Raw genomic sequence first — 16,232 nt, 5'->3', positions numbered from 1 at the left:
GACGCCGAGATCACTGAAAAGATTGACTTGTTCGATCTGCCAGCTGAGCAGTTTGCAAATTTACATCAAGACTAGAACGTGTTCGTTGACAATGAAACAGGTTCCAACGGTTGCTGATTGAAGAGTTCTGGGATTACTAGTTTACTCTAGTCCCGCTACAAAAGCTCCCGAATTTGAGACACAAGACAGCACGTCCGCAAGCGGCGCATAGACGTTCCGTCCCTCATCTAAAAACGTCGCCGACAACAACCCATTCTCACAAGCGCGGTCGTCGTCCCAGCCGGGGTGGTTGACGATGGGGTAGAGGCAGATGCCTTCGATGGGCACGCCCTGTTTCATGGCGGCGGTGACTTCCTGGTGGATGTAGGACATCCAACTGGCGCGGCGGTCGCCTTCTATGCCGGTTTCGGCGATGAAGATGGGTTTGCCGTAGCGGGCGTAGGTTTCGGTGAGGATGGTTCGGAAGGGTTTGTAGAGCGGGTGGTCCATGTCGATGGGTGGGCCGCCGTGGATCCACTGGTTGTTGTGGTAGTAGTTGACGCCGACGATATCGAGATATTTGTTGGCACCGCCGATCTGCGGCCACATGCGGCCAGCAAGCAAATCCCAGCCCTGAAATTGTGATTGACGATGGCCTTCGGCCACACCTCTCTCCCATGGGCGGGAGGGGTCGGTGATGACGTTGATGACTGGGTCGCAATGGACGAAGCGCGCTCTCGGTTCGACGTCGAGAATGGCATCCATGGCAGCGATGGCGGCGTGGGCCAGTTGGACTTTCAACTCGAAACCCCGGCCATGTGCGAAGGGATTGAGATAGGCGGCATCACCACCGCCCCATGAGAAGAACGAGATTTCGTTGACGGGTGAGTAAAAGGGGATGGCGTCAGTCTGGTCTTTCACTACCTGTGCGGCGGCGGCGGCAAAGCGGGCGAAGCGTTTGACGAAATGCGGTGACCAGATGTCGATATCGTCAGGCCAGCCGTAATGTAGCAAATCCCAGATAACCTGCGTTCCCGTATCACTTGCGGCCTTCAGCATGGGAGTGAAGCTCGACCAGTCGTAATGACCGGGCGTGGTTTCGATGAGATGCCAGCGCAGCCCGTCACGCATGGTGCGGATGTTGAAGGAGGTGAGTTGGCGGTAATCGGCGGCGGTGTAAATATCGTGATCCGTCGCTGCGATGACGTCTAAACGTTTGCCTTTGGCCTCTCCCTCTCGGGCGCGCAGACGGTGGGTAGAGCATTCGAAGCCACCTTGAAGAAAGGACTGGAACAGGCCGGTCGGGCCGGAGGCGGGGCGTTCCTGCATGACGGCTTGGATGAGCTTTTCCCATTGCGGGACGATGGCGGTGGCGGAGTAGCTGGTTTCCACCTTGCGGCGCAGCGCTTGGCTCAGCTGGGTGCGCATACTGACGGATGCAATCAACCGTTCCATTGCACCGGCGACAGCCGAGGGATCGTTATAGGGAACGAAGAGGCCGGAAACCTCGCCTTCGATCTGTTGCATGGCGCCATTGTCGGGCGTTGCGATCACGGGCAGGCTAGCGGCTCCGGCCTCGGCAATCACATGCGGCATGCCTTCGCCTCTGGAGAGCCAGACGAAAATATCCAGCGCAGATAGCAGGGCAGGGATATCTTTGCGATCTCCGAGGAAGCTCAGAACATTGTCGAGTTTCCTGGTTTTGGCCAGCGCCTGCAAATGCGTGGCATAATCTGGCATGAATGCGTCCGGGCCGCCGATGACGAGGAAACGCGCAATCGGGTTTCGCGCGTGGACGAGTGCCGCCGCTTCGATGAAGTCTTCGACGTTTTTCTTTGGGTCCAGCCTGCCGACCCAGCCGATGAGCATTGTGTCATCACCTACGCCGAGAGATGCGCGGATGGAGTGGCGCTGGCTGTGTTCAAATTCGGAGAGATCGACCATCGAGGGGATTTCTATGACGTCGCTGTCTCGGCCCGGCATGATGGATTTGGCGGCATCGCAGATGGAGCGGCAAACGCCGACGTAACGGCTGGTGAAATGCTTCGGCCCGGCCAGAGCTTCGGACACCAATCCGCCGTGCTCGATGAGCGGTGGACGCCAGTGCAGGCGCTCGAGGGCCGGATAGATATCGGCGACGTTCTGGCAGGAGATGACGACATCATAGGCGGCGATCTTGTTTGCCAGATAGGAGACCGTGTCTCCGAAGGATAGACCATAGGGCGTCGTATCGACATCGACGCCGAGTTCTGTCAACTGCTCGTGGGTCTGCGGTGGCATGTTGGGTTTGTGGAAACAGGCAACGACGTCGAGACGGTAGCGGGCGCGATCAAGATTGCGGGCGAGGAGCCGGACTTCCGTCTCCTCCCCACCAACAACAAGCCATGCGAAGACGAAGAGAATGCGTAGAGGCGGTTCGTGGGGCGTCATGCTTCGACCTTGAAAACGATCTGCAGAAATTCCGGACGGTTGGCGACGAGATCAGCCAGGAAGGCCGTTCCATCCTCGAAGGGCACGATATGGGTAATCATCTGTTCGCGGATGATTGGCCCATGGCTTTTCAGCAGGCTGATCGTTTCATGGGCAAGGCGACGCCTGTCCCACTGGCTGCCGAGGCCGCGTGGGACGCGGTTGATCTGGGCGCAGCGGATGTTGAGGCCGTTGTGGTGAAACTCCTCACCCAGCCGCAGCCGGTCTGCACCGCCCTGATAAAAGGCGAGGTCAATGACGGTACCCTGCGGGCGCAAGGCTTTGAGCGCGACATGCAGGCTTTCCGCATGGGCACGCGTTTGGAAGACGATATCCGCGCCGCGATCGCTGCCGCCATTGTGCCAGCGTGCCTTGGCGTGCTGCCATGCCGCGTCTTCCGTCATGGCCATCAGCCCCATGGCTTCGGCCTTTGAACGCCGGAATTCTGACGGGTCGGCGATGATGACGCCGAGTGCGCCAGCCTTTTGCGCAAACAGTGCCGTCATCAGCCCGACCGTGCCCGCGCCGATGATGATGACATTGCGTCCGGCAATGCCCGCACCGAAAGAGGGGATGTTGGTGCCGAGTGCATCCGCGTCTGCATGCAGAATGCCATTGGCGGCAATAGGGCCCATCTGGGCGACGAGGACGCCGAGCACCGGGTCTATATCGCTGGGCATTGGGACCAGCACGTCATGGAAGGGATTGGCGGTGTGGCCGCTTTTGTGGGCGTAGGTGGTTGCCAGGACGTCGCCCGGGTGGAAATCGCCACAACGGGATTCGGTGACGCGTGCCACTTCCATATAGCCGAGGAAGGGAACGGGGTAATGCAAATCCGGCTCGTTTTTTAAGAACACGCCGCGCCCGGCATCGAAACGGGAATGGAAGTAAGGGTTGGTGTTCTTCATGAAGGTCAGTTCGGTGCCAGCCGAAAAACCGGTATAGAGAGTTTCCAGACGGATCTGGCCATCGCCGGGTGGGCCTTCCTCGTAATCGAAGAAATAGGCTCTGCCGGGTGCTTCGATGCCGAGTGAGCGGATGATGCGGTGGCCGGGAGCAAGGCCTTGCGGCGGTGCCTCTTCCCGGGGTAGGAAGCGCAAGGGTGCCTGCGGATTTCGGTCGAGCAACGGCTGTTCCAGCGTCACCGCTTCGCCATTGTCTGCCGATGTTGCCACGGCCAGTGCAACACGGTGGGTGGCCAATGCATCTTCATAGGTGCAGCGAATGTGGTTTTCGCCGCCGCTGATGGCATCGATGAAGTCGCGGTCTTCCCGCCAGACGGGATCGCCTTCGGCATGGCGCACGGGGCGACCGGCACCGACATCGACCATGATGTCGTGATCGGTCAGCTCGATTGCGAGGCGATCCGCGAAGATGTTCAGGCCGACCTTGTGGCTCCAGCCCAGAAGGCAGGTGGAGGAGATGTTGGCAATGACGCCGGACTGGAAGGTCAGGCTGGCCGTCGTCACCGCTGGCACATCGAGCCCTGGAAAATCAGGCCGATCCTTGAAGCCAGCGCGGCCATAGACCTGCGTGACTTCGCCAATGAGGTAACGGGCAAGGTCGATGATATGGGTTGCCTGTTCCACCATCTGGCCGCCGGAGCGATCCGTCTTCCACCACCATTGCGGTGGTGGGGTTTGGTCCAGCCAGTAGCCGGACAGAAGCTGGGCCGGATTATCGGCAAGCAGGTGGCGGGCCTCTTCCACAGTATCGAGATAACGCCAGTGGTAGCCGACACCTGTGATGAGGTTGGCGGCTTCAATGGCCGCGCTCAGTTCCTCGGCCAATGCCAGATCGAGCGTGATCGGCTTTTCGACGAAGAAGGGGATGCCGCGGCTGATCAGGTCACGTTCCGCATCGCCATGGGCAAAGGGCGGAATGCAGATATAGACGGCATCCAGCGTTTCCTGCTCCAGCATGGCGCGGTGGCTGTCGAAGGCCTTTGCGCCGAAGCGTGACGCGGCGTGTTCTGCGCGTGCAAAATCCGGATCTGCGAAAGCCACCAGCGCCACGTCTTCGAAACCGGCCAATATATCCAGATGGCGATGGGCGATGCCGCCAACGCCGATAAAGCCGATGCGTGTCTTGTCCATGAAAGCATGTCCTTGTGTAAAATGCGGCTGTTGGGAAAGAACACGCCCGTAAACGACGGCTGTTTCATTCGCCATGCGCTGTGCTGAGAATTGCGTTTGAAACCGGGCGGCCCCGGCCTGTCCGATGGCTTCGGCCCGCTTCGGATCGTTGAGCGCCTCAATCAGCACATGGGCCAGAGAGGCAGCGTTGCCGCTTTCGGCGAGATAGGGATGGTCCGCACCCAGCGCCTCGATATTGCCGCCGATATTTGTCGCCACGACAGGCAACCCCAGAGACATGGCCTCGAGAACCGCGAGTGGCAGTCCTTCGAATCTCGATGGCAAAACGAAGAGATCGGCGCTGGACATCAGCGCGGCAACATCCGTGCGGTGACCGGTGAAGATGACGTGGTCGTCGAGCGAGCGTTCGCGAACCAGGGCTTGAACTGCGGCCATTTCCTCGCCTCTGCCAACCAGCAAGAGCATGGTCGACGGGTGGACGGCGAGAATGGCGGGCAGGGCTTCGATGAGCGTGGCGTGGTCTTTCTGCCTGGTGAAGCGGGCAACCGTTATCAGGACCTTTTTGCCTTCGAGACCATCGATCATACTGGCAGGCGCGCCCTCTGTGCGCTGAAGCGCGAAGGTGCCGTTGCGCACAACGGTGATCTGGTCTGGCGCGACGCCATTGTTCTCGAAGCTCGATCTGGACGCATCCGACACGACGATGCGGTGGGCGAGGGCTGCGCATTCGCGGGCATATTGTTCCTGCTGGTCAGCGTCGGTCAGGAGGTAGGGCAGATGCTCTGTTCTGACGATGGGAATGCCGCTGGCTATGCCGGCGCGGGCAAGCGCATGGCCTTCCCAGCCGATGCCGGCATGGACGTGGAGGAGAGATGCCTGCGTGGATTGCAGCCATTGCGAAAAGCTTTCCATGTCATCGATTGTCTTCACCGCAAGCCCAAGGCGCGCGGCCCTTGCGATCAACTCTCCGTCGTCACCGGCGGGGGCGGCGATGGTGACGTTCCAATCTTCCTGAAGCGCGCGGCCAAGTGTGAGCATGTGCTCACCCATGCCCGACGGGTCCAGACTTTCCGTTGCTAAGACGATCCGTCGCTGATGATCACTCATAGGCCGGGGACAGCCAATGCATCCTCAAGAGCAGCCGGGGTAAGGCCTGCTTTTCTAGGCAGAGCCTTCTTTGCCGGGATGGTCGAGTAGGCATTGCGCAGAACAGCCTCGTCCATCAGTCCTTTCATGGACAGGTAGGTCTTGTCCCACGACGATCCCTCAAGCATCATATCCACTGCCGTCAGCCAGTCTTTACCGCCAGCCTTCAAGGCGATGGCCTCGTCGCAGGCCTTTGCGAAAGCTGCGGCGTTCGCGGCAACGAAGACGCCAGTGATATCGCCGTAATGGCGGATGACATCCGTAATCGCCGTGCTGACGACAGGGCGGCCAGCGGCCAGATATTCCGGTGTCTTGGTCGGGCTGATGAATTGCGTCGAGCTGTTCAGCGCAAAGGGCATGAGCGCTGCGCTCCAGCCGGATACATAGGTCGGCAGGTCGTGGTAATTTTTCTGGCCGAGGTAGTGAATGTTGTCGGCCCTCGGCAAATCTTCCGGGGCAATTTTGACAACGGGGCCGATGAAGACGAAGGAGAGTTGCGGTCTGGCCTTGGCCAAGGCTTCGATCAGTTCCAGATCCAGACGCTCATCGATGACGCCGTAATAGCCGACCTTCTGGCCGGGGATGGATAGCTGGTCGGCGGGCTCAGTCCTGTCCCTGCGGGCGGAATGGAAATGCGCGACATCGACGCCGGAGGGGAAGGGGTGGATATTGTCGTGCTGATGGCGCTTGGCTTCATAGAGGCTGTAGCCGCCGGTAAAGACGACATCCGTCTCCGCCATGAGCGCGGCTTCCATATCCTTCATGTGATGCGGCGCGAATTTGAAATTCGCCAGCTCATCCATGCAGTCATAGATGATGGCGGAGGCATCGATGTGGCGTGCAAAACTATACATTTTCGGCGTGTAGAACCACAGGATCGGGCGTGCGGCGCCATACATCGCCAGCAGGTCATCCAGCAGATTGGCGAGCGCCTTTTCGCGGTCGGCCTCGCTCCACCAGTGGGGTATGCGCGGACGCACGGATTTGACCGTCGTTCCCTCGAATGGGTGGATTTCCAGATAGGCCAGATGATGGTCCGTTGGTATAAATTCTTCAAAAAAGAAGACAGCCCTCTCCTTTGCGAAACGCGACATCAAATGCTGCGGACGCTGAAGAACGAAATCCCACCGAAGGTGCGAAAAGCAGATAAGCGGGGTCTTCCGCTCAGACACTGCAAGTGACGGCGGGGAAATCGAACTGGAGAGATTCATTGGCGCATCCGCGTTTGAGAGACATACTCAAACCAGCCGTGGGGGCCTTTGTTCCTGAGGCGTGAAAACTTTCTAATATTCTGAAATATCGATAATTTTTTGCAATTTTTCAATGGAATGCGGCCATGTCCAGTTCTCAATCACCGTCTGACGGGGAGAGAAAGTGTCGAGCTTCTCCAGCATCGAGAGGATGCCTTCGTGGAACTGCTCGGCGGATGCGACCTGACCTGTTTGCGCGGTGATATATTGCAGACCGCAACTGAGATGATTGTTGGCGAGGACCGGTAGCCCTGCCAGCATGTATTCCGTGAGAATGGCCGGTGCGCCATCATTCACACCGCAGACGACGCCCATTTTGGCGAGGTTCATCAAACGGTTGACCTCTGCGAAGGAAACGCCGGGCGGGCCGACGAAATCCACATCGATCCCGAGATCGTGGGCTTGCTGTCGCAGATCCTCGCTCATTTCTCCGTAGCCGAAAACACAGAGCGCGCGCAGGGAGCGCGGAAGTTTTGCCATTGCGTCGAAGAGAATGTCGTGACGCTTATACCCCTGCGCCGCCGCGACATAGATGATATCGTATGGCTTGGCCCCCTCGATAGGGTAGAACATGCTGTCTGATGCGAATTCCGGGCCGATGGGAAGGATTTCGGTTTTCATCTGCGGATGAAGCGCTGCCACCTCGTCCGACTGCCATTCCGCGCCAGTCAGGACCAGATCGAAATGTCTGCTGACCTCCGGCGGAATTCGCAAGGCGGGTGCATCGATGGAATTATATATTTTATAGGCTTTATCGCAGGCAATCAAAATTGCTTCCGATACACCCAGACCCCAGACGCATAGCATCTCCGGCGGGCCGAATGTCTCGATATGCGCAAGCATGTCATTGGAGTGAAAGGGCGCATCCGGGCCATTCATCTGAAATGAGCGCCGGATGATGAGAGGCGCGTGGCTGAGATCGGCTTCCAGCGGATCGTCGCTGCGCCAATGGGTCCAGATTTCGATGACATCGACCATTCCTGCCTTCACGCAGGCGAGCGGCAGACGTTCGATATAGCCGCCTTCGACCTGAAAATCGGGAATAGCGTCTGTCGCGGTGGCAGGCATTCCGCGCGCCCCACTTTGCCATTGCTGCTGGAAGCTTTCGATGGATGGAATATGGGCCGGGAAGGGGCCACCGCCCTGGAAATCGCTGATAACGACGAGCCGTCTGGGCTTCGATTTTTCGATCATCGACAAAGCGTCTCCTCGCTAAAAAGAAAAGCGCGGCACCGGGTGCCGCGCTTTGTCATCGCTATTATTTATTGGCAGGCGGAGGGGACGCCTTGCCGAGCTTCACAGAGGGCTCGCGGCCCCAAACGCGCAGATCGGCCAGCTTGGCGACGAAGTCTGTCGGGTCTTCGTCCTGCGGCAGGGCAACCACGCCTTCATCGATTGCTCCTGCAATGCCCGCCTTTTCCAGCAGCGGCATGGCGGATTCAACGTAACCGATGAACTTGCAATGCTGAAAAGCATCGGCCACGAAGTCACGCGCGGTGGCTTCATCGACCAGGTCTTCAATCCCTTCCGGCGAGGTCAACAGAGCGACCGCATCGAAGAGAACCGAAGGACCGCCGTCGATCATGTGGTGAGCCTTGATCATGCTGTCATCGGAAGCTTTCACACCACCAACCTTTGGCGCGATCAGCTCAAACACGGCCTTTTCGGCAATGATCGCTTCCGTCAGTGCCGAAAGCATACCGACATCGACGCCATCGGTGATGAGAATGCCGAGCTTGCGGCCCTCGAAACGCTTCGGGCCGTTCTCGACAATGCTGAGGGCGGGCGATGGATCGAGATCCTGCCGTGTCGGCATGGCGGCATCGGCTGGCTTAGGCATGGATTCGAAACCAAGCTTCTGCGCGACCGTCATTGCCAGCGTCTCATCGATGTTGAGCAGATGAGACACCATACGTTCACGAATGGCAGGAATTTCGACCTTGCTGAGTTCGAAGGTCAGCGCTGCTGCGATATGGCGCTGCTCTGCGCCGGTCTGGCTGATATAGAACTGCCGCGCCTGACTGTAATGGTCGGCGAAGCTTTCGGGGCGAAGGCGTGCCTTGGTGCCCTGTTCTTCCGCCGGGAAGTGACGATAGCCCTGCGTCGGCGATTCCCGTGGGCCTTCTCCATGCGAGTTTGGCTGGTAATTGACCCGACCGACCGGATTGCGCATCGCCATATGACCATCCTGCTGGAAATGCGCGAAAGGACACTTGGGCGCATTGATCGGCAGATGGGTGAAGTTCGGGCCACCGAGACGCTTCAGCTGCGTGTCGAGATAGGAGAAGTTACGGCCCTGAAGCAGCGGATCGTTGCTGAAATCGATGCCCGGCGGCACGTTCTGGGTCATGAACGCCACCTGTTCGGTCTCGGCGAAGAAATTGTCTGGCATGCGATCCAGCACCATGCGGCCAATGGCCTTTGGCGGCAGGATTTCTTCCGGGATGATCTTGGTCGGATCGAGAACGTCGAAGTCGAAGCTATCGGCAAATTCCTGATCGAACAGCTGCACCTGCAATTCCCATTCCGGGAAATTGCCGGACTGGATGGCATGCCAGAGGTCGCGGCGGTGGAAGTCCGGGTCGGCACCGTTGATCTTGACGGCTTCGTTCCAGGCAACGGACTGAAGACCCAGCTTCGGCTTCCAATGGAATTTGACGAAGGTGGATTCGTCCTTGTCGTTGACGAAACGGAAGGTGTGGACGCCGAAACCCTCCATGAAGCGTAGCGAACGCGGAATGGTTCTGTCCGACATGATCCACATGACCATGTTCATGCTCTCGGGCGTCAGGGTGATGAAATCCCAGAAATTGTCATGGGCCGTCTGCGCCTGCGGAAAGGCCCGGTCCGGCTCCTGCTTGGCGGCATGGATCAGGTCGGGAAATTTGATGGCATCCTGAATGAAGAAGACCGGAATGTTGTTGCCAACCAGATCCCAGTTGCCTTCCTTGGTGTAGACCTTGACGGCAAAGCCGCGCACATCGCGCGCCAGATCGGCTGAGCCCTTGTTGCCAGCGACCGTGGAGAAGCGCACGAAAAGCGGCGTCTTTTCACCCTTGCGCTGAAACAGGTCCGCCTTGGTATAGGCAGCCAGAGATTCGTATGTCTCGAAATAGCCATGTGCGCCGTAACCGCGGGCATGAACCACGCGTTCCGGGATGCGTTCATGGTCGAAGTGGAACATCTTCTCGCGGAAGTGAAAGTCGTCCATGACGAGCGGGCCCCGCGCGCCGATCCGTAGCGAATTCTGGTCGTCTGCAACCGGGCCGCCCTGGGCGGTGGTCATGACGGGCGTGTCGCCTTCCGCAAACTGGTGGAGTTCACCACCCTGTCCGCGTTGCATTTTCTGGTCGTGAATGGTCACGACGTCTGTCTCTTGCATTGGTTTGGGAGCAGCGGGTTTCTTGGCCATGATGGATTTCCTCATAGTTGGACCTGAACTGCGTCAGCGCAACCCAGACATAAAAAGGCCGCCCGAAGGAGGCGGCCTTATCAGTATTCAGTCTGGCTTAGAGGCCGGGACGGCTGTAACGCATGCGTTCTTTTTCGATCTGGTCGGAATTGTAAGGATCGAGCGTGTCGTCGAACTTTTCCCAACCCTGCTCGTTGTAAGCCGTGCGGCGTTCCGCTGGATCAACCCAGTTGGAGCGTTTCAGGATGGCCTCGGCCTCGGTCACCATGCCGTCGTCTACCTTGGCAGTGACGATGGTGCCGCCGCGGCGCACACCTTCTGCGTAAACATGAGCGTCGTCTTCAGAAACACCATTGTCCGTCAGCGCGCCGACGATACCGCCAGCCGCGCCGCCTGCAACGGCACCAGCCACAGCACCTGCGGCAGTGGCTGCAAGCCAGCCAGCGGCGACAACGGGGCCAACGCCTGGAATAGCCATCAGGCCAAGACCCGTGAGAAGACCGCCAGCGCCACCGACGACGGCACCAATGCCAGCGCCGGTTCCGGCACCTTCGGCAGCCTTGGAGTCGTCGTTGTCGTGACGGTTATTGGCATTGTTGGAAACAATGCTGATGTCCTTGGACGGTACGCCTGCAGTTTCCAGCGCGGTCACTGCCGAGCGTGCATCTGCATGGTCATCGAAAAGTCCGGTAATTGTTTTCATAGTATGGTCCTCAAAAAAAATCGTTGGCGTGACGAGATGGCGAATTACTTCGCGACGACGTTGCCCTGGTAATCCAAGGCGATCATGACGGCCTTGCCATCCTTCATGCCCGCTGCCATCCAGATGCCCTTGTCGTCCTTCTTGAGGTCCTTGACCTCAGAATAACCGGCTTCCTCGATACGCGTCTTCGCCTGATCTTCGGTGAAGCTGTTCGCGCCTTCGACAGGTGCGGTCGGGTTCTTGGTTTCTGGCGTTGCAACCGCTGGTGTCTTTCCGTCCGTGGTCGTGGCAGGAGCCGACATGGATGGCGCTGTGGTTGCTGGGGCAGTGGTCTGGGCAGCAGCGGTCAGTGCCGTAGCGCTAAGCAGCGCTGCCGCAAGAATGATCTTCTTCATGGTGATTATTTCCTCTTCATGCGGACCGTTCTTCACAGCTCCGTGTGTAGCTAACCGCCGGTAGGATCATTCGTTCCATATGAGTAAAATTAAATGGAAGCGGCGGTCGCAGAAGAGTGGTGTTTTTGAACGCATCCGACGAAAAATAGCGCTGCGCTAAGCCAGAAATGCAAAAACACGGTGTTTCCACCGTGTTTCTTGTCCAGTTGCTCCCTGACCTTAAGAAAACCTAGTCGCGCGGCTCGTGCATAGGACAGCGGTTGAAGGCTGCACGGAACTGCGACGAGTGCTCATAGGTGTCCTTGCGGGCACGGTTGATGTTGCCGAGCGGGCGGTGAGCGGCAAGACCGGTCCAGACGCTGAAACGCATCTCGTCATCCACCTTGCGAACATTCTCGTCGCTCCAGCTATCCTGCGGCGCAGCTTTTACCGTGGCGACGGTGGTGAAGGGGGCTTCTTCCTCTTTCCATTCCACGGTCGGGTCTTCGACGGGCTGTTTTTCCAGATCGCGGCAGAGTTGTACCTGCAGCAGCCACTCACCGACGGTGTCGCGCATTTCGGCCTGAACGGTTTCGCGAATGGCGTTGTCGCTGACGCTGGTGTCGATTTCTCGTCCGGTCAGCTCGACCAAGCCTTGCGAAACGGGCTTAAGTCGGAACTTCGCCACATAGTCACCGTAGCGAAATGGGGTAACGCTGAAATAGGTCTCACCCAGCGGGTCGATATTGGGCGCGCCGCCCATCGACTGGACAACCGAACTTTCGATGCCCACCGTTTCCAACGCGCTGTTGACCGTCTGCAAGACGCTGGACAGAACCTTTTTGGTGCCTTCCATGCGGTCTGTGGTCTTGGCCAGCATTTTCAGATTGCCCTGAAACTTCTTGGCATCGGCTGTCTGGAACACCGGGCCGTTGACCATGACGAAGTCCTGCGTCGAGCCCTCCGCACTTTCGATACGGTCCCCTTCAACACCCACCACCTTCATGGCAAGACCACGGGGCAGGGAGATGGCATCCGGCAAGATGTCACCGGCATTGGTGGAAAGGCGCAGATAGACCTTGTAGCTTCCGGGGGCAGCGAAGAGGCCTTGGGCAAACTCCGGCGACAACCCGTCTGCGACGGTCAAGGAGCCTTCCAGAATGCCGTGGGATTTTGCATGGACCGAGCGCACCGCATGGCCGTAATCTTCAGCCGTGCGGTTGAGGATGACGTCGAATGTCTCGTTGAGATCGGATATCACCTCCTGTTCATCAGGCTTGATCTCTTCCAGATCGGCGGAATAGCGGACAGGCTGGGGTAACGTCATGGGGCATTTCTCCGTGTGGGATGGGAAAGAGCGAAAGGGCGATGGTCTCCAGCAAGCCCGGTCGTCCAGCACTAACAGTGTTGTTTTGGAATGGTTCCAAACGTGCCATCCGGCGTTCTTCCCCGATCAGTTTTTGCAGGCAATGGCAACGAAGTGGCCTGTGCGCCGTTGATGCACATCAGGTCATCAGGGAGTTTTCGCACCATGCCACGTCATGTTTTCTGGAAAGGGCATTTGCGGCTGTCTCTCGTCACCGCTGCCGTTTCCCTGACGCCCGCCACGACGGAAAGCGGGAAGGTGCGTTTCCACATTCTCAACCGCAAAACCGGCAACCGCGTCGAGAGCATCTATGCCGATAGCACCACGCATCGGAAGGTCACGGACAAGAACCAAGTCAAAGGTTTTGCCAAGGAAGACGGCAGCTACGTTCTGCTGGAGGATGACGAAATCGATGCCGTGGGGCTGGACAGCACGCGCACCATCGATATCCAAACCTTTGTGCCAGCCGGTTCGATCGACTGGATCTGGTACGACCGGCCGCATTTTCTGAAACCCGAGGACAAGATCGGCGCGGAAGCCTTTGGCGTTATCAGGGATTCCATGAAGGCCAATAATGTCGCGGGCATCGCCCGGCTGGTCATTTATCGGCGTGAACATGCCGTCCTGCTGGAGCCCGCAGGCAAAGGTATCATCCTGTGGACCTTGCGATATTCCGACGAGGTGCGCGAAAGCATCGATACGCTGGAGCCGAAAAAGAAGATGGATTCCGAGCTTCTGTCCTTGATGGAAAAGCGTATCGAGAAGAACACGACAGCGTGGAAGCCATCCGTTGCGCAGGATACGGTTCAGAAAAAAATCAAGTCGCTGCTGAAATCCAAGGAAAAGGGCAAAGCCGCTTACAAACCCAAGGCTGCTGCCACTAAAAAGAGTGGCGGCAACGTCATCAACATCATGGATGCGCTCAAGAAAAGCCTCGCCTCGGAAAAGCGGGGCTGATGCTTATTTTGGCAGCGGGCGGGCGGCATCGAAGAAGCCGCTCCATGGGTCGTTTTTCATGGCCTTCAGACGCGGCGCAATGTTGCTGACTGTGAAGTAATCCGGAAGGATTTCATCCTTCAATTCCGACCAGTCCAGCGGCATGGATATGGCAGCGCCGGGGCGTGCACGGGTGGAATAGGGCGCCACTGCCGTATTGCCGCGACCGTTGCGAAGATAATCGATGAAGATTCGGCCACGTCGTTTGGATTTGGTCGAGACGGCGAGATATTTGTCGGGATCGGACTTGGCCATATCCACCGCCATAGCCTTGGCAAAGGCCTTGACCGCAGTCCAGCCAGCCTGTGGTTTCAGCGGGCTGACAACATGCAGGCCCTTGCCGCCGGAGGTCTTGACGAAGGCAGCCAGCCCGACATCTTCGAAACGCCGCTTCAACTCATGGGCTGCGTCGATGATCTCATCCCAGCCCACAGCCTCGCCAGGGTCAATATCCATGGTGATCATGTCCGGCTTTTCCCAGCTGCGCGTCGTTGCGCCCCATGGGTGAATTTCCAGCGCTGCCGATTGCACCAGCGCCATCAGCCCGTCGAAATCGGTGATCCTGATCAGCGGTTCGCCCTGCTTGTCCTTGGGGTCGGCAATCTGGCCAATCGCCTTGTTGGTGCCGCGCCATGGATGTTTCTGGAAAAAATGCGGACCGTCGATCCCATCGGGGCAACGCAGAAGCGCCAGCGGGCGGTCCACGATATAGGGGGCCATGAGATGCCAGACCTGCGCGTAATAATCCGCCAGACCTTCTTTCGTCACGCCGTCCTTTGGCCAATAAAGCCGTTCCGGGTGGGAGAAGGTAACAGTGGTTTTGGGCACGGGTTTTGCGGTGTTTTGCGTATCTTCACGGTGTATGTCCATCGCGTCCTTGTCCTCGCGAAGCCCACGGAAAGATGCGTGGCGCAGATTGCCATCGGCAGACCATGTGCGAAACTCCACCTCGGCGACGATCTGCGGTTTCACATAGATCAGGTCACGCTTGGCAAGTGCCGTCAGCTTGTTGGCAAAGGGGCTTTCCTTCTGGGTCAGCGGCTGCAAAGTCTGAAACAGCTTTTCCGCAACATCAGCCGTGAAGCCGGTGCCGACGCGCCCGACATGGTTCAGCCCGTCCTCGTCGTAGACGCCAAGGGCAAGCGAGCCGATGGCCTCATCCGAGGTTGACGACAGAGTAAAGCCGCCGATGACGAATTCCTGACGGCTGGAGCATTTGGATTTGATCCACTGACCTTTTCGGCCTGACAGATACTTGCTGCTCTTCTGCTTCGAAATGACACCTTCGAGGCTCAGGCGGCAGGCATGATCCAGGATCATGTCGCCGCTTTGCTCGAAATGCTCGCTATAGCGTAGGATCGGGTCTTCTGATGGCAATAGCTTTTCCAGCAGATGCTTGCGCTCGATCAGCTCTGCCGTTTGCAGGCTGCGCCCATCGAGATAGAGGAGGTCGAAGGCGTAGAAGCGAAAGCGATCCGTGCGACCGTCGCTCAAATCCTTTTGGAGCGCGGAGAAATCGGATGCGCCATTGTCTCGCTCCACGACGATTTCGCCATCCAATATGGCGGTTTCGACCGGTAGTTTTAAAAAGGCGCGGGCGACGTCGTCTCCGAATTTTTCGGTCCAGTCCAGACCGCTCCGGGTCAGAAGCGCGACCTTGCCGTCATCAACACGGACCTGAATGCGATAACCATCGAATTTGATTTCATGCAGCCAGCGATCACCGGCGGGTGGCTTGGGTTTCAGCGTGGCGAGGGCGGGAGGAATGAAGTCTGGCAGAGCCACCTTGCGTGCGCCCTTGGGGAAGTCGTGCGCCTGCTTTTCTGCCGGTGCGGATTTCGCTTTCTTGCTGACGGGTTTGGAATTCCATGTGTCATCAGGCTTGGCAGCGACGGCTTTGACGCTTCGCCCGGATTTCACGGAATCCGGTTGATCGACAAGAATATCGCCCTTGTCGCGGGCTTCCTCGTCCTCGACCTTCATCAGCAGCCAGTTTTCGCGCTTTTCTTCCGGCTTGCCGTGCATCCGCACCAGATGCCAGCGGCCTTTCAACTTTTCGCCGTCCAGCTCGAATTCCAGATGGCCTTTCTTGTAGCCCTTCTTGGGATCACCAACGGGATGCCAGATGCCCCGGTCCCACAGAACCACGGTGCCACCGCCATATTGGCCTTTGGGAATGACGCCCTCGAATTCGCCGTAGCTTAAGGGGTGGTCTTCCACATGCACGGCCAGCCGCTTGTCGTCGGGGTTGAGGCTCGGGCCGCGCGTGACCGCCCAGCTTTTATAGACGCCATCCATTTCCAGCCGGAAATCATAGTGAAGCCTGCGGGCATCGTGTTTCTGAATGACGAAAGTTGAGCCTTCGCTTTCAGCCTTCGTTCCGCGTGGTTCGGGCGTTTGGTCGAAACGGCGTTTGGCGTTGTAGGTTTGCAGGCCCATGG

Annotated in this window: 9 protein-coding genes and 1 pseudogene; 1 reads left to right on the top strand and 9 read right to left on the bottom strand. The window is 58.3% G+C overall.

The annotated features are described in order from the left end of the window. Positions 1-141: 141 nt before the first annotated feature. From ABUK73_RS12305 to ABUK73_RS12270, 8 genes and pseudogenes are all read right to left on the bottom strand, one after another. Positions 142-2,409: a glycosyltransferase family 4 protein gene (locus tag ABUK73_RS12305; protein ID WP_353577510.1), complete on the bottom strand. Its 2,268-nt coding sequence runs from the start codon at positions 2,407-2,409 to the stop codon at positions 142-144. Further along, positions 2,406-5,651: a glycosyltransferase gene (locus tag ABUK73_RS12300; protein WP_353577509.1), complete on the bottom strand. Its 3,246-nt coding sequence runs from the start codon at positions 5,649-5,651 to the stop codon at positions 2,406-2,408. The genes ABUK73_RS12305 and ABUK73_RS12300 overlap by 4 nt, the downstream gene beginning before the upstream one ends. A gap of 8 nt (positions 5,652-5,659) precedes the next feature. Continuing rightward, positions 5,660-6,901: pseudogene (locus ABUK73_RS12295) on the bottom strand (glycosyltransferase family 1 protein); the annotation flags it as partial. Positions 6,902-6,973: 72 nt separating this feature from the next. After that, the gene (locus tag ABUK73_RS12290) at positions 6,974-8,134 is read right to left on the bottom strand and encodes a glycosyltransferase (protein WP_353577508.1); all 1,161 of its coding nucleotides are present in this window, start codon (positions 8,132-8,134) and stop codon (positions 6,974-6,976) included. A gap of 64 nt (positions 8,135-8,198) precedes the next feature. After that, the gene (gene katE, locus ABUK73_RS12285) at positions 8,199-10,322 is read right to left on the bottom strand and encodes a catalase (protein ID WP_454892361.1); all 2,124 of its coding nucleotides are present in this window, start codon (positions 10,320-10,322) and stop codon (positions 8,199-8,201) included. A 127-nt stretch (positions 10,323-10,449) separates the two neighbouring features. Further along, entirely contained in the window at positions 10,450-11,055 is a 606-nt protein-coding gene (locus ABUK73_RS12280; protein ID WP_113088899.1) for a general stress protein, read from the bottom strand. Positions 11,056-11,099: 44 nt separating this feature from the next. Beyond that, a complete protein-coding gene (locus ABUK73_RS12275; protein ID WP_113088898.1) occupies positions 11,100-11,450 on the bottom strand; it encodes a PepSY domain-containing protein in 351 nt (116 codons plus the stop codon). Positions 11,451-11,679: 229 nt separating this feature from the next. Beyond that, positions 11,680-12,756 (bottom strand): catalase family protein, encoded by a 1,077-nt coding sequence (locus ABUK73_RS12270; RefSeq protein ID WP_353577506.1) that lies wholly within the window; start codon positions 12,754-12,756, stop codon positions 11,680-11,682. A 204-nt stretch (positions 12,757-12,960) separates the two neighbouring features. Between ABUK73_RS12270 and ku the strand changes: the two genes are divergently transcribed. Then, entirely contained in the window at positions 12,961-13,752 is a 792-nt protein-coding gene (gene ku, locus ABUK73_RS12265) for a non-homologous end joining protein Ku (protein ID WP_353577505.1), read from the top strand. Positions 13,753-13,755: 3 nt separating this feature from the next. Here the strand turns inward: ku and ligD are convergent, their stop codons facing one another. Further along, complete coding sequence (gene ligD, locus ABUK73_RS12260) at positions 13,756-16,230, bottom strand: DNA ligase D (protein ID WP_353577504.1); 2,475 nt, start codon at positions 16,228-16,230, stop codon at positions 13,756-13,758. Between the last annotated feature and the right edge of the window lie 2 nt (positions 16,231-16,232).

The organism is Agrobacterium vacciniicorymbosi (genome assembly GCF_040427045.1).
Classification (GTDB): Bacteria; Pseudomonadota; Alphaproteobacteria; order Rhizobiales; family Rhizobiaceae; genus Agrobacterium.
The sequence above is the reverse complement of the archived record's forward strand: the minus strand, read 5'-3'. Positions and strand labels throughout refer to the sequence as shown.